This window comes from Phormidesmis sp. 146-20, from assembly GCF_052939475.1.
The window spans coordinates 39,341-63,314 of sequence record NZ_JBJPHT010000021.1 but is presented as its reverse complement, the minus strand read 5'-3'; the positions used below and the strand labels follow the sequence as shown (position 1 = coordinate 63,314).

At 50.2% G+C, this 23,974-nt stretch carries 23 protein-coding genes; 14 read left to right on the top strand and 9 right to left on the bottom strand.

From position 1 onward, the window contains the following. Window positions 1-33: 33 nt before the first annotated feature. Window positions 34-735: a DUF1361 domain-containing protein gene (locus ACKFKH_RS17660; RefSeq protein ID WP_446859637.1), complete on the bottom strand. Its 702-nt coding sequence runs from the start codon at window positions 733-735 to the stop codon at window positions 34-36. A 405-nt stretch (window positions 736-1,140) separates the two neighbouring features. Then, window positions 1,141-1,254, bottom strand: coding sequence for a cytochrome b6-f complex subunit V (petG, locus tag ACKFKH_RS17655; protein ID WP_446859636.1), 114 nt, complete (start codon window positions 1,252-1,254; stop codon window positions 1,141-1,143). 306 nt (window positions 1,255-1,560) lie between these two features. On the opposite strand from petG, the gene ACKFKH_RS17650 reads away from it, so the two are divergent. Beyond that, on the top strand, window positions 1,561-1,884 hold the full coding sequence (locus ACKFKH_RS17650) for a c-type cytochrome (protein WP_446859635.1): 324 nt from the start codon (window positions 1,561-1,563) through the stop codon (window positions 1,882-1,884). 70 nt (window positions 1,885-1,954) lie between these two features. Here the strand turns inward: ACKFKH_RS17650 and btpA are convergent, their stop codons facing one another. Continuing rightward, window positions 1,955-2,803, bottom strand: coding sequence for a photosystem I biogenesis protein BtpA (gene btpA, locus ACKFKH_RS17645; protein ID WP_446859634.1), 849 nt, complete (start codon window positions 2,801-2,803; stop codon window positions 1,955-1,957). Window positions 2,804-3,006: 203 nt separating this feature from the next. Between btpA and ACKFKH_RS17640 the strand changes: the two genes are divergently transcribed. The 3 genes from ACKFKH_RS17640 to ACKFKH_RS17630 are packed head-to-tail and all read left to right on the top strand — an operon-like array spanning window position 3,007 to window position 4,220. After that, window positions 3,007-3,777 (top strand): creatininase family protein, encoded by a 771-nt coding sequence (locus ACKFKH_RS17640; protein ID WP_446859632.1) that lies wholly within the window; start codon window positions 3,007-3,009, stop codon window positions 3,775-3,777. 60 nt (window positions 3,778-3,837) lie between these two features. Beyond that, window positions 3,838-4,026: a DUF6888 family protein gene (locus ACKFKH_RS17635; protein WP_446859631.1), complete on the top strand. Its 189-nt coding sequence runs from the start codon at window positions 3,838-3,840 to the stop codon at window positions 4,024-4,026. Continuing rightward, window positions 4,023-4,220, top strand: a complete 198-nt coding sequence (locus ACKFKH_RS17630; protein ID WP_446859630.1) for a DUF6887 family protein — start codon at window positions 4,023-4,025, stop codon at window positions 4,218-4,220. The genes ACKFKH_RS17635 and ACKFKH_RS17630 overlap by 4 nt, the downstream gene beginning before the upstream one ends. A gap of 42 nt (window positions 4,221-4,262) precedes the next feature. Here the strand turns inward: ACKFKH_RS17630 and ACKFKH_RS17625 are convergent, their stop codons facing one another. Next, window positions 4,263-5,177: an alpha/beta fold hydrolase gene (locus ACKFKH_RS17625; RefSeq protein ID WP_446859629.1), complete on the bottom strand. Its 915-nt coding sequence runs from the start codon at window positions 5,175-5,177 to the stop codon at window positions 4,263-4,265. 206 nt (window positions 5,178-5,383) lie between these two features. Then, window positions 5,384-6,142, bottom strand: a complete 759-nt coding sequence (locus ACKFKH_RS17620) for a ferritin-like domain-containing protein (protein WP_446859628.1) — start codon at window positions 6,140-6,142, stop codon at window positions 5,384-5,386. Window positions 6,143-6,323: 181 nt separating this feature from the next. Between ACKFKH_RS17620 and ACKFKH_RS17615 the strand changes: the two genes are divergently transcribed. Then, window positions 6,324-7,895, top strand: a complete 1,572-nt coding sequence (locus ACKFKH_RS17615; RefSeq protein ID WP_446859627.1) for a bifunctional pantoate--beta-alanine ligase/(d)CMP kinase — start codon at window positions 6,324-6,326, stop codon at window positions 7,893-7,895. Here the strand turns inward: ACKFKH_RS17615 and ACKFKH_RS17610 are convergent. Both ACKFKH_RS17610 and ACKFKH_RS17605 read right to left on the bottom strand, forming a co-directional pair. Then, on the bottom strand, window positions 7,892-8,470 hold the full coding sequence (locus tag ACKFKH_RS17610; RefSeq protein WP_446859626.1) for a Uma2 family endonuclease: 579 nt from the start codon (window positions 8,468-8,470) through the stop codon (window positions 7,892-7,894). The two genes, ACKFKH_RS17615 and ACKFKH_RS17610, sit on opposite strands and share 4 nt — an antisense overlap. Before the next feature lie 303 nt (window positions 8,471-8,773). Continuing rightward, a complete protein-coding gene (locus ACKFKH_RS17605) occupies window positions 8,774-8,989 on the bottom strand; it encodes a hypothetical protein (protein ID WP_446859625.1) in 216 nt (71 codons plus the stop codon). A gap of 387 nt (window positions 8,990-9,376) precedes the next feature. Between ACKFKH_RS17605 and ACKFKH_RS17600 the strand changes: the two genes are divergently transcribed. The 5 genes from ACKFKH_RS17600 (at window position 9,377) to ACKFKH_RS17580 (ending at window position 15,909) form a co-directional block, all read left to right on the top strand. Further along, window positions 9,377-10,666: an RNA-guided endonuclease InsQ/TnpB family protein gene (locus ACKFKH_RS17600; protein WP_446859624.1), complete on the top strand. Its 1,290-nt coding sequence runs from the start codon at window positions 9,377-9,379 to the stop codon at window positions 10,664-10,666. Between the two features lie 306 nt (window positions 10,667-10,972). Further along, complete coding sequence (locus ACKFKH_RS17595) at window positions 10,973-11,344, top strand: hypothetical protein (RefSeq protein ID WP_446859623.1); 372 nt, start codon at window positions 10,973-10,975, stop codon at window positions 11,342-11,344. An 11-nt stretch (window positions 11,345-11,355) separates the two neighbouring features. Then, complete coding sequence (locus ACKFKH_RS17590) at window positions 11,356-13,347, top strand: caspase, EACC1-associated type (protein WP_446859622.1); 1,992 nt, start codon at window positions 11,356-11,358, stop codon at window positions 13,345-13,347. Window positions 13,348-13,565: 218 nt separating this feature from the next. Continuing rightward, the gene (locus ACKFKH_RS17585; RefSeq protein ID WP_446859621.1) at window positions 13,566-14,591 is read left to right on the top strand and encodes a formamidase; all 1,026 of its coding nucleotides are present in this window, start codon (window positions 13,566-13,568) and stop codon (window positions 14,589-14,591) included. A 127-nt stretch (window positions 14,592-14,718) separates the two neighbouring features. Then, window positions 14,719-15,909, top strand: a complete 1,191-nt coding sequence (locus ACKFKH_RS17580; RefSeq protein ID WP_446859620.1) for a BMP family ABC transporter substrate-binding protein — start codon at window positions 14,719-14,721, stop codon at window positions 15,907-15,909. Window positions 15,910-16,092: 183 nt separating this feature from the next. On the opposite strand, the gene psbH is transcribed toward ACKFKH_RS17580, so the two are convergent. Next, window positions 16,093-16,296 (bottom strand): photosystem II reaction center phosphoprotein PsbH, encoded by a 204-nt coding sequence (gene psbH / locus ACKFKH_RS17575; RefSeq protein ID WP_446859619.1) that lies wholly within the window; start codon window positions 16,294-16,296, stop codon window positions 16,093-16,095. A gap of 90 nt (window positions 16,297-16,386) precedes the next feature. On the opposite strand from psbH, the gene psbN reads away from it, so the two are divergent. Next, complete coding sequence (gene psbN, locus ACKFKH_RS17570) at window positions 16,387-16,518, top strand: photosystem II reaction center protein PsbN (protein WP_446859618.1); 132 nt, start codon at window positions 16,387-16,389, stop codon at window positions 16,516-16,518. Window positions 16,519-16,567: 49 nt separating this feature from the next. Here the strand turns inward: psbN and ACKFKH_RS17565 are convergent, their stop codons facing one another. Beyond that, window positions 16,568-19,603, bottom strand: coding sequence for an alpha-mannosidase (locus tag ACKFKH_RS17565; RefSeq protein ID WP_446859617.1), 3,036 nt, complete (start codon window positions 19,601-19,603; stop codon window positions 16,568-16,570). 145 nt (window positions 19,604-19,748) lie between these two features. Between ACKFKH_RS17565 and ACKFKH_RS17560 the strand changes: the two genes are divergently transcribed. The 3 genes from ACKFKH_RS17560 to ACKFKH_RS17550 all read left to right on the top strand — a co-directional run bounded on the left by ACKFKH_RS17560 (window position 19,749) and on the right by ACKFKH_RS17550 (window position 23,894). Next, window positions 19,749-21,305 carry a hypothetical protein gene (locus ACKFKH_RS17560; protein ID WP_446859616.1) on the top strand — a complete coding sequence of 519 codons (1,557 nt, stop codon included), beginning with the start codon at window positions 19,749-19,751 and terminating at the stop codon, window positions 21,303-21,305. Window positions 21,306-21,393: 88 nt separating this feature from the next. Further along, window positions 21,394-21,510, top strand: coding sequence for a photosystem II reaction center protein I (locus ACKFKH_RS17555; RefSeq protein ID WP_446859615.1), 117 nt, complete (start codon window positions 21,394-21,396; stop codon window positions 21,508-21,510). Between the two features lie 107 nt (window positions 21,511-21,617). Continuing rightward, a complete protein-coding gene (locus ACKFKH_RS17550) occupies window positions 21,618-23,894 on the top strand; it encodes a DUF3769 domain-containing protein (protein ID WP_446859614.1) in 2,277 nt (758 codons plus the stop codon). The last annotated feature ends 80 nt before the right edge of the window (window positions 23,895-23,974 follow it).

Below are 23,974 nucleotides of genomic sequence, written 5' to 3'. Positions count from 1 at the left end.
AGACGCTTGAAATTTACTATCAAATTTGCAGCGCTAAGGACGATCGACGGCTGAGTGAGTGCCCTTTTTAGAATAAGCAGCCACCGCCAAAGTCACTTGCTTAAATGGTAAATAGAGCGCCGTAGTGAGTAGAAAAATGACGACGATCGCCAACAGCGGCCGCTTCCCAGTCAGATCATCGATCATGGTCAGCATGACATCATCCAATCGAGTCACTAAATCCCAACTGTTGTAACGCAAAAAACGACCCAAATAAACCCCGATCGCACTCAGCAAATGTACTGCTAACTCCATCACCAAAACATAGCGTCGTAAACCACGTTGGTTTAAATAATATCCCACATTAATCAACGACAAAACGTACGACTCAAAACCAGCAAAAATAAACAATACATACAGCGGAATGATGACTAGCGTTGTCAGCCAGACCTCAGAGCCAGTGACTTGAACGTCATCAATAAAGTGGATTACATCTGTCAAAATATAAGGCGCGTTGGGCAAAAATGCGACAAACACAACAACCCCAACCCACCACAGCCCAGAACGGTGACGAGACTGCAAAGCGATCGGGGGCAGGGTTAGCGTCGAAGCGCCTAGTTGAGTGTGACGAAACAGCAGCACACTTAAAGCCAGCGGCACCAATGCCAAAAACAAATTCCACCCCATCCATCTGGCATTCCCGTGCAAAATTTCGAGGGCACTGAGAAGAATAGATTTGAGTAAAGAAGGTTCCATATGTGAGCATCCCTAACACAGCAATGCTGGCAGTCTAATGGCAGGGGGTGTCAGCCGTGTGACAAATCGACAACGCTTCGGCAGGAAATACTCTAAAAAAACGTGAATTCGACAGAGTTTTTCGCTTCGTGATTCAGCACTTTCGCCCCCCAACCCCTCAATCTGGGGAACTTCTGGACGGGATTTTTTGCTCAAAGTCCCTCAAACTTGGGGGATTTAGGGGGCTGCCCGGAGCGATCGCCGCAGCGAAGGATTTCATCGAATTCACGTTAAAAAAGAGGACAAGAAAATGAGGGCAAAAAAAGAGGACAAGCCAATCGACTCATCCTCACCGTCAAAGTATTTCTAATACGTTGGAGAAATTAGATGGAGAAATTAGACAACTGCCCAATTTCTACACCTCTTCTACATGTTGAGTTGGTTGCCGCGACGGTATTGTGTGTAGGCCGCCACAAACAGCCCTGCCAGCGTCACCGGAATAAGCCCCAACACAATGCCTAACAGAATCGGTTCAATCACGATCGCGCTCCTGGTTTTTTAAGGTTCTGATACATTTACTCAATATATCGCTACTAGAGATCCTAATGGATGCGATCGCCCAAAAAATCAAAAAACTCTGGACTCAACAAGATTTAAGCTTTGCTCCACCTCGCTTTGCATTGTCCACTCCTCGGCATCCATTCCTGACTTGCTATGAATGTTTTGCCAAAATTTGTTAAAGTCTGTTTAGTAAATGAATGATTTCCGTTACATATCTTCCTGAAGTAAAGACTTTTGAACGAGCAGATTGCGAAACCTGAAAATCTTGTCCAGAGAATCCTTGTGATGACTCTGGTGATTTCCCTTGCGATCGTGCTGGCGATCTTGGGCATGTACCAGTTTCATAAGCCTGACCCCTACATTCGAGAAGTGTTGTCTCGATCGGGGGATGAGGTGATGGGTCACGCCATTTTTCAAATGAATTGTGCGGGCTGTCACGGGCTGATGGCCGATGGCAAAGTCGGCCCCAGTCTCAAAGGGGTCTCAAACCGCAAATCTCACATTCGGCTTATCGAGCAGGTGATTAGCGGCAAAACCCCCCCGATGCCCCAGTTCCAACCCAGTCCCCAAGAAATGGCCGATCTCTTGAGCTACTTAGAAAGCCTTTGAGAATAGCGCCTCATCCAGTCCAAGTCAAATCCTAAACTGAGGGAATCGCATTCCGCTCGAAGCCGATTCTTCAAGGATGCAAACTCATCGAAGACACTGATTTCTCTGACTCTTGGGCTGGAATGCTGCGCCGAGTTGCTTCGACAAAACGGCTGACCCGAATCGGATCGATCGCTTGCTCTCGTTTGCCCTGTCGCTTGAGAGAACTGGAGACAATCACGCCATCCGCTGCCTGCATTAGAGTCGGAATATTTTCCCAGTCGGCACCACTGCCAATCAAAACGGGCGTTCCACTCGCGGCCGCACTGGCCAACTCTAAATCTTCGAGACTCGGAGGGCTGCCCGTCGCCCAACCCGACAAAATCACTGCATCGGCAAGTCCCCGCTCGATCGTGTCCTGCACCGCCGTCGTCAAATTAGGCGAACCCAGGGGACGAGCATGTTTCACCAACACATCCGCCAAAATTTTGACATCACTCCCCAACTCTCGCCGATAGCGCAGTAATTCATGGGCCCGTCCTTCGATCAAGCCCTGATCGGTGGCCATGATGCCCGTCCAGACGTTGACTCGAATAAAATGAGCTTCGACACAGGAGGCAATGGCGATCGCACTTCGAGCATCGTTTCTCAAGACATTAATCCCGATCGGCAGCGTTACCATCCCTTGAAGCCGATGAATCACCAGCGTCATAGCACTGACCACCGCGGGATCGACCTGATCTTTGGGAAACGGCGCATCAAAGAAATTTTCGACAATAATGCCGTCTACGCCTCCTGCGGCCAATGCGGTTGCTTCTTGTTCGGCGCGATCGAAGACTGCTTTGAGATTGCCACCCCAGCGCGGAGAAGTGGGCAGGGGCAAGAGGTGAACCACACCAATGATTGGGTTTGGGGTTTTAAAGACTTGTTTTAGATCCACGTGCCTAACAATGTCGGCTTCAGCAGCAAAGGTTCAACTATCCATTCAACTATCTGAATGATAACTTTTTACTGTGCCTGAATTTGCCGCCTATAAACGTTTTCGAGCGTGAGAATCAGCGAGGTGTCCCTGCTAACGCTCAGTCATCCTACCAAAGCGTGTCCCCCTATTTATAGTGAAGCAAGACCTTATAGAGACAGATCATGCAGCTACATCTGAGTACTTGGCTAGAAGTTGAGCGCTATTTAGAGCAGTCCAACGGAATTATTTTGCCGATCGGTTCGACTGAGCAGCACGGCCCGATTGGATTAATTGGCACAGATGCGATTTGTGCAGAAGCGATCGCGCGTGGAGTCGGGGAGGTAACCCAGGCGATCGTCGCTCCTACCATCAATGTCGGTATGGCACTGCATCACACTGCGTTTCCAGGAAGTATGAGTTTGCGTCCCAGCACGATGATTTTGATGATTCGCGATTATGTGACGTGTCTGGCGCGGTCGGGCTTTCGCAAGTTTTTCTTTATCAACGGTCACGGCGGTAATGTGGCAACGATGAAAGCGGCTTTTTCTGAAACCTACGCGCATCTGGCAGATTTGGGACTTGAGGGCGGCGACCCCTTGCGGGTAACTCAAAGAGATCGCGTGCAGTGTCAGGTCAGCAATTGGTATATGTGCGGGTCGGTCTACCGATTGGCTAAGGAACTGTATGGCGACCAGGAAGGTTCTCACGCCACACCCAGCGAAGTCGCCTTAACTCAGTACATTTATCCTGAATTGATTAAGCAGGCACCCTTGAGCGAAGAGGTTGCGAAGGGTCATCCGATTTATAGGGCGATCGATTTTCGGCGGCGCTATCCTGATGGGCGCATGGGGTCAAATCCTGCTCTCGCAACTCCAGAACACGGCAAACAATTTTACGAGTTGGCGGTCAAAGAAATCAGCAGTTCCTATCTGGAGTTTTTGAATGCGGAGTAATTGGGAACTCTCAGAACGTTGTCCGGGTGACATTCCCGAATTTTTGGATACACAATAGGAATGAGAAGTTCGCTTTTACCGACTCCAGCCCAGACGCTTGAATGCTTTCGAGTTTGCTACCAACTAACGGCGATGTACCGCCCGATCTATATTGTCAGAATCGATGATCGCACCAACGATATCTTCATTCTGGCAAGCGACAATCTTCTCGTTTCAATCAATCGCGACGGAGAAACAGAATTCCCATGAGTCAGCCCAACTTTGAATCGATGCCTGAGTCCGACCTCTGGAACTATGTTTTAGAAAATCGGAGTGATGATCAAGCGTTTTATGCGCTTATAGACCGAGCCAAAGCAAAACCTCGTGTGAAGGTGCGATCGATGGAACACCTCGCTGAACTAATCAAAGCCAAACAAAAAGCTTCTGAAGAGCGATCGGATTAGACCCAATTCTCAACAGAAGCTCGTACAGACTGTGACGCTTGACTAGAGACTGAGAACCCACGATCGCAATAACTCATTCACCTGATCGGGAATCTCATCATGGGGACAATGCCCCGCATTCAGATAATATTCCGTCAGTTGGGGATGGTAGCTGCGAAACTTTGCGCCCCGTTCTCTCGCATTAATCCACGGGTCGCCTTCACCCCACAGCATCAAAAGTGGCTTAGTCAATTCATGGAGCAACACATCAACCTTTTCGCCTTGAGGCGTGCGAAACACAGACGCAAAGACCTTTTCGGCTCCAGGGTCAGAAGACGGACGATAGATATCTTCGATCAACTCATCCGTAATGGCACTCTGGTCGAGATAGACCTTCTCCAGCGTTTTGCGAATCACCGATCGCTGCTGAATGTACTTAAACAGCAAATAACTCGCCCAATCCTGCTGAAACAGCGTCGTCACTACGCTGCCCATCACCTGCCGAATGGGATCTGGCTTGGTCGTCCCCTGAATGTCTGTAAACGGGCCAGCGCTGTTGATGAGAACTAGTCCTGCTGCCGACTGGGGACGCTGGGATGCTAAACAAAGCGCCACATAGCCGCCTAAAGAATTTCCAGCCAGGACAGCAGGTTGACCAATGACTTCGGTAATGAATTCGTGAAGCTGATCGCGCCAGAGGTCACCGCTGTACTTCCAATCTGGCTTGCCCGATCGCCCAAACCCCATCAAGTCGATCGCCCAAACTTCAAAGTCCTGGCTGAGTCCGGCAATATTTTTTTTCCAATGATCAGTCGATGCCCCAAATCCGTGAACCAACAATAAAGGGGGACGATTGCTGTGCAGTTCCCCTGGAGGGTAATCTGAGTGTCGTTCTCCGGCTTTGACGTAATAGACGGGTTGTTGTTGCCAAGTCCAATACTGTCCCGGAATTGACGCAACGGAAGGAGCTACCTGCATGAGTTACGAATAATTAACGCGCCTCTCATATTGTAGGACGTAGCGAGAAGGGGATCGGCCATGAAATGCTTTCTGATTCACGACCGATCGTATAGAAGACGTTGGACGTTGGACATTAGACGTTGGACATTAGACGTTGGACTTTAGACTCTGGAACAAAATAGGTCTTCTGTCTTCTGTCTTCTGTCTTCTGTCTTCTGTCCCCTCTACACTGCCACTTTTTCTGGCTCTTGACGCTCCATCTCTACGGGTGCGCCTTCTTGCACCATCGAGGGCATCTTGCCAGCCTTTTGAATGAAGTTGCTCACCATAGCTATCATGGCGTTGACTTTGCGGGTGCGCCATTCGTCGATCGTCGTTTGAGTCACGCTTTCACCGAGGTAGCGTTCCATTGCTTCGCGTAGATAAGCCGCATGGCCAGTTTCGTCTTGGGCGATGCTGATCATGCCCTTTTTGAGATTGGCGCTGCGAGGTTCGTCTTCGGGCAAAGTGTTAGCCATCCGCAAAAAGTCTTGACTCGCATCCAATTCCAGAATGTAGGTACTGCCAAAGAATACAGTCCAGGGAATGTTGGCGGGCTTGAGATCGTCTTGCGAGTAGCCTTCAAAGTAAGCGCCAAAGAAAGGACTTTGTTTGCGCTCATCGGGTCTGCCATCGACCACTTTTTGCGGCATCTTTTTGAAATCGATCACCTGTTTATTCAATTGTTTGAGGGCGTGAGCAAAGATCTGTCCGTGACGACGCTCATCCGCCGCGTGTCGATCGAGCCGTTCGGCGAGCCAGTCATTGCCTTCTGATTGAGCACGATCGCGCAAGGCTTCCAAAAAGGGAACTGAGCCAGACTCCGCTAATTGAAACGCTGCCAAAACGTCAGGTCGCGTCTGCAAATCGCGCATACTCCGAGCCGAAATGTAAGCCGTTGCCCCAGATCCAACAATGTGCAGAATTTGAGTGAAAAAGTTCATAAAGTTTTATAACCCCTACTTCCTGGAATTCTAACGCTTCAACGCAAACAGAGGCTTCTTTCCTCCTCCCTCCTCCCTCCTCCCTCCTCCCTCCTCCTTCATTCTTTTTCAATGCCACCTCTAAAGCGAATTCTATACACTTAAGTAAAGTTACAAAGCGAGATCATTCTGGGGGTTTCTGGTGCGCTTGTTTACGACTGTTGCGGCACTTCGTTGTTTTTTGGATCTCAGCCGTGGCAAACAGCCCCGATCGGATGAGTTTACAGAGATTTTGTCGGTCAATCCGGCGCTGACGATCGGGTTAGTTCCGACAATGGGCGCTTTGCATGTCGGGCATTTGAGCCTGATTCAACGAGCGAGACGAGAAAACAAAATTGTCGTCGTGACGATTTTTGTCAATCCGCTTCAGTTTGGCCCTCATGAAGATTTTGATCGCTACCCGCGCACGCTAGAAGCCGATCGCCAACTCTGTGAACAGGCGGGCGTGGATGTTATTTTTGCGCCGACTCTGCAAGAGATTGGAGTCAGTCGTTTGCACCCTACTCAAGTGATGCCACCGCCGTCGATGCTGTCAGTCATGTGTGGTGTGTTTCGGCCGGGGCACTTTGAAGGAGTGGCGACAATTGTGACAAAATTCTTAAACTTAGTGCAGCCCGATCGCGCTTATTTTGGTCAAAAAGATGCCCAGCAGTTGGCAATTATTCAGCGATTGGTGGCCGATTTGAATTTGCCTGTTCAAATAGTGCCCTGCGAAATTGTTCGAGAATTGAGTGGTTTGGCGCTGAGTTCCCGGAATCAGTATTTGAGTTTAGAAGAAAGGAACCAAGCAACCGCCTTATATCGAGGACTCTCTCAAGCCGAGAAAGCTTTTCGATCTGGGGAGCGGTTGAGTGCTAATTTAATTCAGGCAGTTAAGACAGAACTGGAGAAAGTACCCGATATGAAGCCCGAATACGTTGAATTGGTCAACCCAACGACTCTTGAACCTTTGAATGAAGTCGAAGACAGAGGGCTGTTGGCGATCGCGGCTCGTCTGGGTACGACACGCTTGATTGACAATATTCGTCTGCAAACTCGTCAACCGATCGTGGCGATCGATGGCCCGGCCGGTGCCGGAAAGTCCACCGTTGTCAAACTGGTCGCTCAGGCGTTGGGCCTGCTCTATCTAGACACGGGAGCAATGTATCGGGCGTTGACTTGGCTGGTTTTGAAGTCAGAAGTGGCGATCGACGACGAGCCAGAAATTGCCGAGTTGGTGAGCCGCTGCTCGATCGAGTTTGTCAATCAGCCTGATTCCACACGGATTTTGATCAATGGTCAAGATGTCACCGAGGCGATTCGCACTTTGGAAGTGACGGCTCAGGTGTCGGCGATCGCGGCTCAAGCGGCCGTGCGAAAAGTTCTCGTCAGACAACAACAGCAGTTTGGTCAACGGGGCGGCATCGTCGTCGAAGGTCGTGATATTGGCACCAACGTTTTTCCTGACGCAGAACTCAAGATCTTTTTGACCGCCTCAGTGCAAGAACGAGCCAGACGCAGACAGCAAGACCTCAAAAATCAGGGTAAAGAAGCCATCGATCTCAAACAGCTAGAACAACTGATTGCCGAACGCGATCGCAAAGACAGCACCCGCACAATTTCACCTTTGAGAAAAGCAGAGGACGCGATCGAACTGCAAACCGATCATTTAAATATTGATGACGTAGTGAAAACGATCGTGTCTCTTTACCAAGAAAAATGCGATCGAGGCTAACCCAGGACTCGCTTTACATCTAGCACAAAGCCTGGAAGCACGTCTTCGCCAGAGAGTGTGGTGGGAGAAAGCAGGGTTTGTACAGGCTGCCCTGGGCGATAGATTTTTGCCTGGGGCGTTTGGGAGTCGAGTAGCCAACCGAGTCGCACGCCATTGTCGAGGTATTCCTGCATTTTGGCTTCTAGCGTTTCTAAGGAGTCTGTTTGGGAGCGCAATTCGACGACAAAATCGAGGGCGATCGGTGGAAACTTCCCTTTCTGTTCGGGAGTGAGGGCATTCCAGCGATCTTTGAGAATCCAGGCGGCATCGGGAGAGCGGTTTGCGCCATTCGGCAGTTTGAATCCGGTTGAAGAATCAAAGCCTACACCAGAGCCGTCTTGTTCTGTCCAAATTCCAAGCTGGGTGGTCAGGCTAAAGTTTCGTTTTCCGGTTTCTCCACCTGTAGGGGACATGATGATCAGTTCTCCTTTTGCGGTGCGCTCAAAGCGGAGGTCGGGATTGTTTTGACACAGGTGATAGAACTGTTCATCGGTGAGGTCGATCGTCGGACGCAAATTGACAACAAGTGCGGTCATAGTCTGCCTCGATGTGACGCAATGGGTAGCCAAACGTAGCCTAACAAAACGTGAATTCGATAAGAGGTTTTCCGCTTCGCTGTTCACGGCTTCTGCCCCCCAACCCCCCAATTTTGGGGGACTTTCAGGAGGAATTCTGGTTCAAAGTCCCTCACTCGTGGGGGATTTAGGGGGCGTTCCTGGATCTAAAAGCGAAGCGAAGCGTTCATCGAGCTGACGTTAACAAAGTTGTGGGTCGTAGAGCGGGACGATCGCAATCCATCGAATCGAATGCGATCGTCTGCAAAACTTTAGCTCGAAACTCTAACCAAAACAGTTGCGATTCAGGACGGTCACGACTTTACCGGGACGACCGATCACAGGCATGGGCTGGCTCCATTCGTCGGGTTGGGCAAAGCCGTAGGTGTATTGTTGCAGGATGTAGTCTTCTACGTAGTCGGGCAGTCCGATGACGGCGATCGTCAAAAATCGTGGGTTGGTGTTGCCTACAAGCGCAGGAAATTCAGAATGGTTAGACATGGCAGCGTTATCCTCCACTGAGGAGATGGGTGGGTAGTGAACGTCCTCGCGGCAGTCCCTACCCTCAGCGAAGCGGGGTAGGGAAGGATAGCGCGGCAATGACGAACTGTACCCTTCTTACTCAGTCCCCTACGGAGGGAAACCCTCCTCCAGGGCTGAGCGCTTAACCGATGCGAAACGCAGTGAGCAAGGGCTTGGGTACGGTGAGGAATTGCCCCTAATCTTTCGGGTTAGGAAGCCGCTTGATATAGTCCACCAGCATTTCAGAGACACTAACGTTTCGATGCTTGGCAATTTTCTCAGCTTTGATTTTAAGTTCTGGAGCGATTCTGATTTGGATTCGTTCTGTTCTTGCCATGTCAGCACATTTGTAAGTACAATATATTCATGCTAACAAGACGTGTGACATTTCGCCTGTATCCAAAACCTGCTCAAGAAGCCAAACTTTTTGAGTGGAGACGGCTTCATGCGTATTTGTACAACAGCGCCTTAGCAGACCGCAAAGACAGCTACCAGAAGCGCGGTGAGGCGGTTGATTATTTTGATCAACAGAACCGTCTACCTGCCTTTAAGGAAACTTGGCAAGAGTACAAAGAGTTAGGCTCTCATGCTCTGCAAGCAACCTTAAAACGGGTTGATTTTGCGTTTCAACGCTTCTTCAAAGGACTAGGCGGCTACCCTCGCTTTCAGTCTATTCGCAATTATTCGGGGTGGACTTATCCTTGTAAAGCTGGCTGGAAAGCACACACGACGGGTGATAACGGGTATTTGGATCTGTCTAATCTGGGACAGATTCAGATGCGCGGCAAGGCTCGTCAATGGGGCACCCCATCCACCTGCACTATTGTCTACAAACATGGCAAGTGGTTCGCGTCCATTACCGTCAAGTGTGAGCCAGTTCGAGAAACAGGTGAGGGTGCAGTCGGGCTTGATTTTGGGTGTTTAACTGCTGTCGCAATGAGTGATGGCACGTGCCTATCGAATCCTCGATTCCTGGCGAATACCCAGACGAAGATCAAAAAGGTATCGAAGCAGAAACGGAGGAAGCAATCCCCAAACTTCAAACAAAAGATCAAAGCGTCAAAACGCTGGAAGAAGGCGGCTAAAAGAGTTGCTGCACTCCAGCGCAAAGCCGCAAACCAGCGACAAGATTGGGTACACAAACAGGCAGCAGAGATCGTGAGCCGTAATCGCCTCGTTGCCACTGAAAAACTCAATCTTAAGGGAATGACCGCAAAAGCTAAGAAGGGTAAGCGCAAACGTCAAAAATCTGGGCTAAACCGCTCGATTTTAGATGTCGGAATGGGGATGTTTCGCAAGGCATTGGAATACAAGCTGGCTGAGGCAGGCGGTGTGTTTGTCGAAGTGCCGACTATCACCGTTAAACCGTCCCAAACTTGCCCTAGCTGTGGTCATCAAGAAAAGAAAGACTTATCGCAGCGCGTTCATCACTGCTCTCAATGTGGATGCACAGAGGACAGAGATGTGGCGGCGGCAAAAGTCATGCTCAATTGGGCAAAGGGGTTAGGAACTAGCCTCTCAAACGCAGAGTCGCCAAGCGCTACTTTAGAAACTCGTTCCACGGGATCTCTAAAGCAACTTGGGGCGAAGAAGCGTCAGAAGCTTTTGGCTGTAGGCGAAGCGGAAACTCCCCGCTCAGCTTGCGGCGGGGAGTAGTTCATTGACCCAAAACCAAAGCCACCCCGATTGCTTTTTTGCATTGCAAGTCAGGGTGGCTAGTGGAGTGATAAACTGCCTTCTAGCCTCCGGACTGCCTGTTACAGTTGGGGGTTAGTCACTTGTTGCTGTTTCCCGCAGCTTCAGGTGACGCTTTGATCGAGGAATTATTCGGTTATGAGATACGAGACTACTGTATGTCGCGGTTTTTAGCAATAGGCGACCCAGATTGTTTTTGGGGGTTTGTCACAAGCTTTCTATGGTCAGAGGTTAGAATTCAGTTCAGTAGTCTCACGTACGCCAGCTATGACAGATCAGATTGAACTGACGATCGATTTCCAAGATTCTACCAAGGCTGAAAAACAAGAAAAACTGACGCAAACGCTCTGGGAGCAGATGAAAAAAATGCCGGGGGTTAAGGTCGATCGCGTGTCTGATCCCAATCCACCAGAGGGAAGTCGGGCGATCGGGGCGTTTTTGTGGGGCTTGCTTCAGGCTGAGGTGAGTGTCGAGAGTGTCAAGACGCTGTTTGGTTTTTTGGGCGATCGTTTGGGAGACAAGCCGATCAAGGGCAAGGCTAAGTTTCCGGATGGGCGAGAGTTTGAGTTTGAAGCCAGCAGCCGAGCCGAGCTTTTGGCCGCCGAGGAAACGATCCAACGATTGGCGCAGATCAAGTAGGCAGTGGATCGATGGCAAAAGTTGCTTTGTTGATTGGCGTTAGTGAATATGAACCGGGATTGAATCCTTTGCCTGCGGCGGTTAGAGATGTTGAGGCGATGCAGGAGGTTTTGCGGCATCCAGAGTTTGGGATGTTCGACGAGATTATCCTGCTCAAAAATCCCCGATTGCTGGAGATGCGGCAGGCGATCGCAGCGTTGTTTAGCGATCGAGACACGGATGATCTGGTCTTGCTCTACTTTTCGGGTCATGGGGTGACGGATGAATACGGCAAGTTCTTTTTCACTAATCGTGACACTCAAAAAAGAGGCAGACTCGACAAGGCGACGATCGTCGAGGCCAGCTTTGTGCATGGTCTGATGGAAGCTTGCGATTCGGAGCGGCAGGTGATCATTTTAGATTGTTGTCACAGTGGGGCGTTTCCTGAAGACTTGAAGGCGCGGGATGTGGGAGGCACGATCGACCTCAAACAACAGTTGGGCGGTCGTGGGCGGATTGTCTTAACTTCTTCGGCTGCGACGGAATATTCCTTTGAGCGAGACGGGGAAGATCTGGCGATTTACACTCGTTATCTGGTGGAGGGCATTCGCACGGGGGCGGCGGATTTGGATGGCGATGGGGCGGTTTCGGTGAATGAACTGCACGATTATGTCAAGGCAAAGGTCAAGAAAGCGGCTCCCGCGATGCAGCCTGAGCGTTATGTGTTTCAAGATGGCGAAAAGATCTTGTTAGCCAAAGCGCCCATCAGCGACCCAAAACGCAGCTATCGCAAAGAAGTTCAGAAACGCATTAGAAACGGCAAACTCTCTGGTTTAACGCTCAGAACTTTGAGGGAAATTGCTCGTAAAACAGGGGTGTCCATTGCCGATGCAGAAGAAATCGAAGCCTCTGAACTCAAGCCCTATCAAGAACTTCAACAAAAGCTCGACAACTATCGAGAGGCATTTTTTTTAGAAGCAGTTCAACTTGAACATCCCATTAGTGAAGAAACGAGAGCGGAGCTTCAAGACTATCAACAGGTTTTAGGGTTACGGGATGAGGATGTACAGTCGATCGAGTCTGAGGTTTTGACGGAGTTATCGCTCGATGTTGCACTGGAACAGATCGAAGCAGCGATCGAACCATCCGAAGCTTTGTTTCAAACGCCATCCGTCACAGATTCACCGACATTTCTCTTTGAAGTTGTCACGGTTGATGCTGAAGGTCGAGAAGAAAATCGTTCTCTCAGCCAAGCCTTCTTCTTTACAGAAGATCTTGGAAACGACATCCTGTTAGAAATGGTCTTAATTCCAGGTGGTGCGTTTGAGATGGGGTCGGATGAACACGACAGTGAAAAGCCAATTCATTCAGTGACGACCGCTCCTTTTTATATGGGCAAATTTGCTGTCACTCAAGCGCAATGGAAAGCGATCGCCGCTCTGCCCAAAATTAGGCGTGTCCTCAATTCTGATCCTTCACATTTCAAAGGAGCCAATCGACCGGTTGAGCAGATTCCCTGGTTGGAGGCGGTGGAGTTTTGCGCTCGCCTGAATTGCCTTGTAGAAGGTCGCCTTTCCCAAAAAATTGCAGGGCTGTATCGGTTACCTAGCGAAGCCGAATGGGAATATGCCTGTCGCGCAGGAACTACGACTCCTTTTCACTTTGGCGAAACAATCTCGACCGATCTGGCGAATTATGATGGAACCTACAGCTATGGCTCTGGGCAAAAAGGGCAGTATCGGCAACAGACAACTGAGGTAGGCAGCTTTTCACCGAATGAATTTGGTCTGTACGACATGCATGGAAACGTTTGGGAACGGTGCGAGGATCACTGGCATCCCAACTATGAAGGAGCGCCACAAGATGGCAGTGCCTGGATCTCTGAGAGTGAAGACAAAAAGCGCGTGCTGCGTGGCGGTTCGTGGAACTTTTATCCGCGCTATTGTCGCTCGGCTAACCGCTTCATCTTTGCGCCCGACTTCCGCGTCGGCAATTTCGGTTTTCGGGTTGTTTGTTCGGCGTGAGGACTCTTGTATTCCTTTGCCCTCCTACTCTTTTTCTCTTTACCCTTCTTCTCTTTTGCACGCAGCGCATCAAAATTTTTTGCTTTTCTGACCTGACCCAACAACCTTGTTGAAATCAGAATCTCCAACCAGAACGCCCAACGGTATCCCAAAGCACGAATTTCACCCAAAAAAACGTGATAGAAGCTGACAGCAAACCTGAAAGCTGAGGCAAAATCATGAGCGGATTGGGTGGATTAAACAAATCTCCAAACGGCATCGTTGTGGGACTTGTACAGTTACAGCTTCCCACTGTGGTGACTCCTGACGACCTGGCAAAGCAGACCGATCGCATCTGTCATCTCGTCGCCAAAGCTCGTCGTAACCTGCCCACAATGGATCTGGTCATATTTCCAGAATACGCGCTGCACGGGCTGTCGATGGATACCAATCCTGAGATCATGTGTCGGCTAGACGGCCCAGAAGTGCAAGCCTTTCAGCAAGCCTGCCGCGATCACCAAATCTGGGGCTGCTTCTCGATCATGGAATACAATCCCCACGGCAATCCCTACAATAGCGGACTGATCATCGACGACACCGGCGAATTGAAGCTCTATTACCGCAAGCTCCATCCCTGGGTGCCTGTCGAACCGTGGGAACCTGGCAATTTAGGAATTCCCGTCTGTGAAGGGCCGAACGGCAGCACGATCGCCCTGATCATCTGTCATGACGGTATGTTTCCAGAGATGGCCAGAGAATGCGCTTACAAAGGGGCAGAAATCATGATTCGCACCGCAGGCTATACGGCTCCGATTCGGCATAGCTGGCAGGTGACCAACCAAACGAATGCGTTTTGTAATTTGATGTACACCGCTTCGGTCTGCATGTGTGGCACCGACGGCACGTTTGATTCGATGGGCGAAGGCATGTTTGTCAACTTTGACGGAACGCCGATCGTCCTGGGCAGTCACCGTCCCGATGAGATCATTACCGCTGAGGTACGTCCCGATTTGGTGCGCGAAGCTCGTCAACACTGGAGCGTTGAGAATAATATCTATCAGTTTGGTCATCGCGGTTATGTAGCAGTCCAGGGCGGCGCACAGGATTGTCCCTACACTTACATGAAGGATTTGGTCAACGGAACCTATCGCCTGCCCTGGGAAGACAACGTAATTCACAAAGATGGTACGTCCTGCGGGTTTGCGGCACCCACGCGATCGTACCGGGGCGAAGAGTTACCTGATCCATCCCTTGCTAGTCGCTGATTTAACGCGAACCCATGAAACGATGCAAAACGAGACGCTAACCTTTCGATCGACTGTATTGGAGAATACAATCTTGGGCAGAAAAACCGTCTTCAATCACTGAAGCATCCGTAGTGAGGAGAGTATTTTGAGTCACGATTATTTACGTAGCCGTCCGTCTCGTCGTCAGGTGATGAGAGGGCTGTTGGCGATCGGAGCCTTTGGCACCACGTCAAAACTGTGGGGTTGTGCGCCTGCTGCTAACAATACTGCAACCAGTCCATCTCCAGAGGCAAGCCCCGCCGCTAAAGAACTGGTCATGGGCTTCATTTATGTCGGCCCCAAGGATGACTTTGGCTATAACCAGGCCCATTCTCTTGGCAAAGAAGGCTTAAAAAGTCTAAATGTCAAAACCGTCGATCAAGCCAGCGTTCCCGAAACGACCGAAGTCCAGGAAGCGATGCGAAACATGATCGAGCAAGACAAAGCAACGGTTTTGTTTCCCACGTCGTTTGGCTATTTTGACCCTCACATTCTCAAGCTGGCCGCAGACTATCCCGAAGTGCAGTTTTTTCACTGTGGCGGTCTCTACGATGCCAGCAAGCACCCTAAAAATGTCGGCAGTTACTTTGGCTACATTGACGAAGCGCAATATGTCGCGGGTGTCGTTGCAGGTCACATGAGCAAAACGGGCAAATTGGGGTTTGTAGCCGCCAAACCGATTCCCCAGGTGCTTCGCAATATCAATAGTTTTACGTTGGGCGCACGCAGCATCAAGCCGACGATGACGACTCAGGTTGTTTTTACCGGAGATTGGTCACTGCCCGTCAAGGAAGCCGAAGCCACGAATAGTCTCGTCGATCAAGGAGCCGATGTGATCACCTGTCACGTAGACAGCCCCAGAGTCGTGATCGAGACAGCCGAAAGGCGCGGTGTATATACGTCAGGCTATCACGCCAACCAATCTTCTCTGGCTCCCAAGGGCTATCTCACGGGCGCAGAATGGGATTGGACAAAGGTCTACACCAACTATGTGACGATGATTCGAGAAGGCAAAACCTTGATGAGTGGGGGCATTCCTCATCTGCTCAGAGGTGGCTACAAAGATGGCTTTGTAAAAATTTCGCCCTATGGCCCCAGTGTGACTGAGGTGGCCAAAAAAGACGCAGAAGCCGCCAGAGCCAAAATGGAAGCCGGAACGCTGGTGATCTATAAAGGTGGACTCAAGGACAACACAGGTAAACCGATCGTTCCAGAAGGCAAAGATTACGAGACGACGGCGATCGAGCTTGAGTCGATGAATTGGCTCGTCGAAGGCGTAGTCGGCAAAACGTCCTGATCAAACCTTCTCCTGCATTTTGAGTCTCCAACACTTCGAGAATGGGCGATCGTCGATCGGTCAGCGTCGAAACTGAGGGTGAGATGAATTAACCTTGCCCATTCTCCAAAATTTGGTCAAAAAAACCCCCGGATAGACCGAGGATGTGAATGCACTAGCAAAATTTCAAACCGAGGCGAAAATCTAGCCGCCCAGACTTCTCCAATCGACGTTGACATCATTGAGAAGCAGCGACGAGTTATAAACTTGCAGGATGATGAGCAGGAAGACCAAGAATAGCGCCATGAAAATTCCCATTACAGGAGTTGTGCCCCATCCCGGAACAACCTTACCGTATTCAGAGTTTAAGGGCTTTAGAATATCTCCCAACCGAGTCCGCTGTGCCATAGCTCCCCTTACTTAATTGATTGTTTCGATAGAATGTGTAAATTCTTTGTAATAGTATAGAGGAATCCTTCTCATAATTTGAATCTGACTATGGAACCCGCAATAGCTCTTAACATTTCGATCTGTGCTGCGATCGTCAGTCTCACCGGATACGCCATCTACACTGCCTTTGGCCCCCCCGCTAAAGAGTTAGATGACCCGTTTGAGGATCATGAAGACTAATTAAGTTTGATGTCGATCGATCAACGGCTTCTCATTCCCTGTCTCCCTTTTAAGATGTCTTGACTGAGAAGCTTTTGATTTTCCAGGGTTCGATCGCGTTTGAATCGGGTGAAACAAACTCCTCTAAAAGCGTTACTTCGTTAAAGATTGTCAGACCCAAATCACTGTGTAAATTCAGTTCTGCGGGTTGTCCGTGACATTCATAGCACCGGAGGATGTATTCTTCTGGGTTCGCTTCAGACTGCTTGAATGCGCTGAGAATTAGATTTTTGGATTGGAGATTTAGAAGGGACGCGATCGCCGCCAAGGTGCCGTCTGGATTAGAACGATCAAGCTTCAAAACGGTCAACGGTTGGTTGAGTTCTCGGCTTTGGCGATCGGTTTGGGCGATTTGCCAGTTGCCAGCGTGGGGATAGAGGGCGTAGGTGAAGGTGTGCAGTCCCAAGTCGGCTTCTGGATCAGGAAATTCTGAACCGCGCAGCAGCGTCAGGCGAATTTGACCCGGTTGGCAATCGTATCCCTGTTTGCAGTCGCTCAAAACGCTTACGCCGTACTCTGTCTGACTCAAATCAGCCCAGCCGATCGCAGACACTTCCCATTTGGCTTGGTCACGATCGTTCTCTGGTTTCGTCGTCCTTTGAATGGCTCCGCAGGCGATTTCGTAAGTTGCAACGTCAGCGTCCAGATTCAACGGAAAGGCGGCTTTGACTAAGACGTGGCGTTCTTGCCAATCGACCAGCGTAAACATCTTGAGAACAGCAGAATTTGGCTCCAGGCTGTAGCGTTCGTAAAAAACCGATCGCCCGATTTTTCGCTGTAGAGAAATACTGGATTGAAAGCGCTGTTGAGAACCGTTTGTGATCGAAACTAGTTCGGCTGGTAGAAGGGGATGGCTGGCGTAGTTGGGGTCAATATTCCACGCATCCCAGTATTGTCCCTCGTCTCGAAAAGCCTGAAGCTGGTTGCCCTGTCCGTTAAGAACTTCGCGCTGCGCCACTTTGTCAAACACACTCGATAAGTTGCCTGTTTTGGAGTCGATCGCAACTCGCAAAAACGCATTTTCTAAAACGTAGGGTTCTTTAAGCTGATTTGAAGACGCATTTGTTTCGGAGGGACACAGCCAATAACAGCGATAGCCGATCGCAGGCACCTCTGCCAAAAATGAAGTCAGAGAAAACGTCTTTTGAGGCTGAATATAGCAAATCGATTCAGTTGCAATCTCCTGTCCTTCAAGGGTGTAGATTTGCCAATTTTGGTCGCCTTCCTCAAACAGTGTGACGACTTGAGAATGCTGCCAGTTGAGTGAATTGAACACGACGATCGCTTTCGCTTGCGAGTGAGGCGGTGAGGGTAAAGAAATTTGATTAGCGATCGCTTTCAAGGATTGAAGTTTAATCTCTGAAAGAATACGATCGGCTTCTTTCCAGCTTCGGTTAGCATCGACAAAAACTTGGGAAATCGAAGACCCTGGCAAAATGTCGTGAAATTGATTAAATAGAATCTTTTTACAGGCAATTTCTAGTTCAGGTTTTGGATAGAGTTTTTGGGTAGAAATAGTTGCTAAAGATGCCCATAATTCTGTTTGATAAAGTAGCGTTTCACAGTCACGATTTTGTTTCTTTTGGTCAGCATGAGTTGTGTAGCAGCCGCGATGAAACTCTAGATAAAGTTCGTCAGTCCAGGTATTTTGGGGAGACTCTAAACTTTTTAAATACTTGATTGCGGTCGTGAATTCTAATTTGGGAAAGAAGGGCGATCGCTGCCATCGTTGAGCCACTTCCAACATATCGCGAGTCGGGCCACCGCCATGATCGCCCACGCCAAACAGCCAAAGTGAATTCGGTTGTCCCGTTTTCTTGACCCAATTCCAGGTGAAGTTTGCCATTTTGATCGGGTCGATCGCTTCTCCGATCGGTGACGACATCAGACTCTTAACTTGACTTCCATCGGGTGCTTGCCAATTGAACCAATCGTCGGGAAACTGAGTCGTGTCATTCCAGCGAAGTTTTTGTGTGACGAAGTAATCAATTCCGGCTTGTTTTAGAAATTGAGGTGTTTGACTGTTAAATCCAAACGTATCAGGAAGCCAAGCAACTCGACAAATTTCGCCAAACTTTTCTTGACAGTAACGCTGCCCATAAAGCAGATGACGAGCGATCGATTCTCCAGTAATCAAATTCATCTCTGGCTCGACCCACATGCCGCCAACAACTTCCCATTTTCCGGCTTTGACCTGAGTTTGAATTTGAGCAAAGATTTCGGGTCGATGGTGTTCGATCCAGTCGTATAAAGCAGGCGTTGTATGACAAAACGTTAGCTCAGGAAAGTCTCTTTGTAGGTCGAGAACTGAAGTAAAGGTACGTTCTGCGGCTTTCCAGGTTTCTTCTACATCCCAAAGCCATGCCATATCTAAATGAGCGTGACCTAACAAAAAGATTGTGTGCTTTTTAATCTGAAAACTGAATGGTAAAAGAGAGTTGCGAAGTGCTTTCAAAGATTCATTAAACTGAACACGATCTTGAATTTTCCAGTCTAAATTAATCTCAATTTGTTCTAGCTCAAACGCATCGATATAGCTTTGAATGACTTCTAACTCATCGGCGACAAATCCTGGATCAATTTCATCGTAATTAGATTCGTAAATTAGGCGCGATCGCATCAATGCCCCATCATCATGACCCGGACTCACTAACCGAATCGCCACTTCTACCGCCGTTCTTGGCACCACCTGACCCAAAACAACCCGCGCCGAATGGTCAAACAAATCGCCTTCCTGGACAAGCTGACTATTGACATACACCTCCGCAACTTCTGCCCACCAGGTCAACGCCAACCGCCCCGTCAACCCTGCTAGCGGGTAATGCTTCAAATGCTCCGGCCAAACGAACTTCTGATAAAGCCAGACAACTTGGCGACCTTTTGACCACGCAACGTGACCTTTGGCGTTCAGGTCGGCGATCGCTCCACTCATTTCACTTGTCGGCAAACGATCGTCAAAGCAGCAGCGCCACTGAGACTGCACATCTACCTGAGTCAACTGGCGAAGTCGAGAAATCGTATCCAAAATCAGCGCAGAATCAGCCATGACACACTCGAAAGAAACGATCGCTCACAGTAGACTAACAGAGACGGACTTTAGACGATAAACTTGGGACGATCGCCTTTCTCAAAAGGATTGGGTCTAGAGCCACAGAATCGCTACACCGACGTTCATCCGTCCTTCTGAGTCTATGTCTTCCTCCTCTGGTCGCTTTCAAAGTCATCTGTTTAATTTTGTCGCCCGACAGACCCAAAAGCTGGTAGACAAAACCACAACCGCCTTGCGACACACCAAAGTGGCGTTGATTTGGACAACCCAAATCTTGCTCTACCCCGTCTATGCGGTGTTTCAATCGACTCGCCTGCTCGGACAGCAAATCGGGCAAACCGTCCAGCGATCTCTTCGAGTTGCCCGCAAGGGGTCGTTTCTCCAACTCACCCAGACGACAGAAACCGAATCAGAACTGGCCTCAGACACCCCCATTCAGCGAGTTCTCAGCGCAATTCAACTCACCGAAGCTGACAAAGAGCCAGAAACCGAAGCTATCCAACTTAGTTTTTTTCAACGTTTTTTTCAACGTGCGATCTCTTTGAGTTACCCGCAAGGGGTCGCCCGCTTCAAACCCCACCCCGCTTCACGCCTCACGCCTCACGCCTCACGCCTCACGCCTTCTCCTCCCTGTCCCCTCCAAGGCATCGCCTCGCTAATCCCCACTGGCAAGCTAGTTTTGGTGACGACAGACAATCAGATCATGGACATTCTGACGATCGAGCAGCAAGAAAGCCTGCGTCAGCGCATCATCTGGGAAATGGCCAACTATTGGCGTTACTGTCGGCAAAGCGTTTTGAATTCAACCGCTTCGCTGGCGATCGTCGATCGACCCAATTCTCTCCCTCCAGTGCGGATTTTTCATCAGCTAATGAGTTGGGTGCAGCGTAGTCCAGTGGCGATCGCGACCAATCTGTTTCAAGAATCTGCTCTGGTTGAGCAACCTTCGGAGTTAGCCTGGTTTAGTCCAGACGTGAGCCTGACGTTTCACGTTGCCCCGATGCCGCTCATAGTGCCAACGACACAAGATTTCAAAACGCTAATTCGACAACTTCCTACCTTGGGCAATGTAGAAGCATTGATTTGGGCAGCCGTTCACTATTTCTTTGGCAGTCGAGATAATTCTTTGCTCTCTTCGAGATACCCGCAGAGGGTTGCTCCTACCGACGCTGACCCGTGGCTTACCTCGTCTGAAATATTTGGAAACACCACGTCAGCTTTGCAGGGTGAGACGAATTTCCAGAAGCAATCTAGAGAGCAGATGGCTCGCTCTTTCCGTCCGACTGCCCATCTGGGTGCCCAGGTGAGTGCTCAAGAAATTCAGCCGGGTGATTCTGCAACGTTAGCCTTACCCTTTCAGCAAAAAGCTCAGTTTGGGAACGCGCTGCAAAGTTGGATCGATCGCTTTGCCCACAAACCTCCCCGCCACCCCTCAAACCTCGCCAAAACCAAATCCACCCGCCTCACCTCCACCGCGAAGCCTGGAAAAATCACCCGACGGCCCAACGCCAGCCCCCAACCTACAACGCCTGACTCAGATCCCACCCTCAAACACACCTCCGACTGGATCGAAACCAAAGCCACCCCCGTCGGCTACGTCAAATCGCCGTTACAGCGGATTCTCGGCTGGCTCGATCGAGGCATGGTGGCGATCGAGTCCGCCCTGATCGCTTTTTGGAGATGGCTCACCCGTCGCTAAGATTTGCGGCCCAGCATCCAGTAAGATAGAAAAACCATCCCGTCCCAACGGAACTTTTTTAGCCCTTCATAATTCTGGAGATATCAGCATGTTGACGCTGAAAGTGGTTGTTTACATTGTGGTTGCATTTTTCGTAGGCTTGTTTTTCTTTGGATTCCTCTCTAACGACCCGTCTCGGAACCCCAAGCGGAGAGATATGGAATAAATCCAGAGAACTGGCCCGTCAGACAAGGAGGCGGTATGATGCTGTCCTCCTTCTCTGTATACTGACGCGGTGTATCTGTCGGGCGTTTCGATCGAGTAGCTTACTGTATGCCTTATCCGGTTCCCCCACCCGAACCGCCATCTCATGTCGCCCCTTTCAGGCTTGAGCCAGCAGTTCCATCAACCCTTGAGACGGTGCGATCGTTCAAATATCTGCAAAGCAGATCGGGCAACGCGCTCCTCGCTTCGGCCACCGCTCTAGCCAAGCCCTCTCCTCCCGAAACGTCACCTCCAGAGCTTGCAGACCTCCGGGAACCTTCCGATTTGCAGGGTGCCGCTGCGTTGGGTGGAACGGTGACGACTGAAGACCCGCCAATAGATCCGCCAATTCTTGCTCAACCGCCCGCGCTCCCTGACACTCCCGCTCCTCCTACCAGCGCTCCCTCGGCTCCGATCGCGCCTGCTGCCCCTCCACCCGTAGCGCCTCCAACAGTTACTCCTACGCCCGCTCCCATTCCCGTTCAGAAGTTGGGTAGCGAAGGAATTTTAGAACTGAAAGCCGATCGCCAGGACTACGACGTACAGCGACAAATCTTTACCGCAGAAGGCAGGGTGTCTCTCAGGTTTCGAGGCGCGTTGATTACGGGCGATCGCTTTCAGGTGAATTTAGTCAATCGGCTGACCATCGCTGAAGGAAACGTCGTCTTGACCAGAGGCGATCAAACCCTTCGAGGACAACGGTTTCGCTACAACCTGATTCAAGAAGAAGGCACGATCGAGCAGGCGGGTGGAGAGATTTTTCTGCCGACCACTGCGACTGACTTTAATCCCAACTTGCCTACCGACGTGACTTCGGGAACTGTCCCCGGCGGAACGGTGGGCGATCGCGTCCTTGCCAATCAGCCCCAGCAAGTCACCAGTCCCGGAAGTGCCAACCTGGTTCTCGGTTCGAGTAGAAACCCCAGTGGGGCGCAAGTTGTCCCCCGTGTCGGTGGGCAGGTGAGGCGATTGCGCTTTGAGGCGGATCAGATCGAGTTTTATCCCGAAGGATGGCGGGCTAAGAAAGTCAGAATTACCAATGACCCCTTTTCGCCACCAGAGTTAGAGCTAAGAGCAGAAGAAGCCCAACTGAGACGGCTTTCTCCTTTGCGCGATGAAGTGGTGGCTTCTCGTCCTCGTGTGGTCTTCGATCGCGGTTTTTCGCTCCCTCTGTTGCGAAATCGAGTCATTTTAGATCGCAATGAGCGTCAGCCTGCTTTATTTAACTTTGGGTTTGATGCGACCGATCGCGGCGGGTTGTTTATTGAGCGCCAAATCGATGTGCTGCCTCCGGGGGCGGCCCGGTTTACGATTACGCCACAGATTTTGGTGCAGAAGGCGATTACGAATGGGGGCAATCCATTTCGTCCAGAAAACTTTGGCGTAAAGAGCCGATTGACCGTTCCTTTGAGTCCTCGCACGCTGGTTAGAGGCACGGCAGTTCTCACCAGTCTCGATTTGGGCGACGTAGAAGACAATTTGCGGGCAAGTTTGCGGGCCCAACAGCTCGTCGGAACCCACACCCTGAGTTTAGAAGCCAGCTATCGCGATCGCCTGTTTAACAATTCTTTAGGCTTTCAGGATATTCAAAGCAGCATTGGGGCGTTGTTTTTCTCACCCAATATTGTCCTGGGCAACACGGGCATCAATCTCAGCTATCAGGCCGGCTATCAGTTTGTGAATGCAGACACCGATCGCGCCGATCTGTTAGAGCCAGTTCGCAAAAATAATCGCATCAGTCTCGGTCGCTTTCAAGGAAGTGCGGCGATCAATCGAGGATTTATTCTCTGGCAGGGCAAAGCGGCCCCCGCAACTCCAGAAGCAGGCTTGCGCTATTCTCCTACCCCCGTCACGCCTTATCTTTCGTTGGGTCTGGGTCTGACGGGGGTTGGCAACGCCTACAGCAATGGCGATTATCAGCGAAACCTCAATGCCACTGTGGGAATTTCGGGTCAGATTGGCAACTTTACCAAGCCATTTTTGGACTATACCGCGTTCAACATCACCTACACTCAAGTTTTGCGGGATGGGTTGTCGCCCTTTTTGTTCGATCGCGTGGCGGATGATCGGATTCTCTATGCAGGGATTACTCAGCAGATTTACGGCCCGATTCGCTTTGGCTTTCAGACGGCTTACAATATTCAAACAGGTCGCGAAATTAGTACCGACTACGTGTTGGAATATAGCCGTCGCAGCTACAGTGTATCGGTACGCTACAATCCAATTTTGGAACTGGGGTCGATCGGGCTGCGAATCAGCGACTTTAATTGGTCAGGGGGCAGCGAACCCTTTGAGGGCAGTGGTGTGAGTCCGGTTCAAGGTGGCGTTCAGCGTCTGCCCGAATAGACTTGTGCAGTGGATTTAATCTAAACTCGGTACAGCTTCCCCAGAGATTCCTGATTCTAGGGATACCTCCCTGGCTTTCC

What these genes read in the sequence shown, in the direction of transcription:
- ACKFKH_RS17660 (WP_446859637.1), bottom strand. Translation starts at nt 735, where the DNA reads ATGGAACCTTCTTTACTCAAATCTATTCTTCTCAGTGCCCTCGAAATT.
- ACKFKH_RS17650 (WP_446859635.1), top strand. Translation starts at nt 1,561, where the DNA reads ATGACTCTGGTGATTTCCCTTGCGATCGTGCTGGCGATCTTGGGCATG.
- ACKFKH_RS17640 (WP_446859632.1), top strand. Translation starts at nt 3,007, where the DNA reads ATGCAGCTACATCTGAGTACTTGGCTAGAAGTTGAGCGCTATTTAGAG.
- ACKFKH_RS17635 (WP_446859631.1), top strand. Translation starts at nt 3,838, where the DNA reads ATGAGAAGTTCGCTTTTACCGACTCCAGCCCAGACGCTTGAATGCTTT.
- ACKFKH_RS17630 (WP_446859630.1), top strand. Translation starts at nt 4,023, where the DNA reads ATGAGTCAGCCCAACTTTGAATCGATGCCTGAGTCCGACCTCTGGAAC.
- ACKFKH_RS17625 (WP_446859629.1), bottom strand. Translation starts at nt 5,177, where the DNA reads ATGCAGGTAGCTCCTTCCGTTGCGTCAATTCCGGGACAGTATTGGACT.
- ACKFKH_RS17620 (WP_446859628.1), bottom strand. Translation starts at nt 6,142, where the DNA reads ATGAACTTTTTCACTCAAATTCTGCACATTGTTGGATCTGGGGCAACG.
- ACKFKH_RS17610 (WP_446859626.1), bottom strand. Translation starts at nt 8,470, where the DNA reads ATGACCGCACTTGTTGTCAATTTGCGTCCGACGATCGACCTCACCGAT.
- ACKFKH_RS17605 (WP_446859625.1), bottom strand. Translation starts at nt 8,989, where the DNA reads ATGTCTAACCATTCTGAATTTCCTGCGCTTGTAGGCAACACCAACCCA.
- ACKFKH_RS17600 (WP_446859624.1), top strand. Translation starts at nt 9,377, where the DNA reads ATGCTAACAAGACGTGTGACATTTCGCCTGTATCCAAAACCTGCTCAA.
- ACKFKH_RS17595 (WP_446859623.1), top strand. Translation starts at nt 10,973, where the DNA reads ATGACAGATCAGATTGAACTGACGATCGATTTCCAAGATTCTACCAAG.
- ACKFKH_RS17590 (WP_446859622.1), top strand. Translation starts at nt 11,356, where the DNA reads ATGGCAAAAGTTGCTTTGTTGATTGGCGTTAGTGAATATGAACCGGGA.
- ACKFKH_RS17585 (WP_446859621.1), top strand. Translation starts at nt 13,566, where the DNA reads ATGAGCGGATTGGGTGGATTAAACAAATCTCCAAACGGCATCGTTGTG.
- psbH (WP_446859619.1), bottom strand. Translation starts at nt 16,296, where the DNA reads ATGGCACAGCGGACTCGGTTGGGAGATATTCTAAAGCCCTTAAACTCT.
- psbN (WP_446859618.1), top strand. Translation starts at nt 16,387, where the DNA reads ATGGAACCCGCAATAGCTCTTAACATTTCGATCTGTGCTGCGATCGTC.
- ACKFKH_RS17565 (WP_446859617.1), bottom strand. Translation starts at nt 19,603, where the DNA reads ATGGCTGATTCTGCGCTGATTTTGGATACGATTTCTCGACTTCGCCAG.
- ACKFKH_RS17560 (WP_446859616.1), top strand. Translation starts at nt 19,749, where the DNA reads ATGTCTTCCTCCTCTGGTCGCTTTCAAAGTCATCTGTTTAATTTTGTC.
- ACKFKH_RS17555 (WP_446859615.1), top strand. Translation starts at nt 21,394, where the DNA reads ATGTTGACGCTGAAAGTGGTTGTTTACATTGTGGTTGCATTTTTCGTA.
- ACKFKH_RS17550 (WP_446859614.1), top strand. Translation starts at nt 21,618, where the DNA reads ATGCCTTATCCGGTTCCCCCACCCGAACCGCCATCTCATGTCGCCCCT.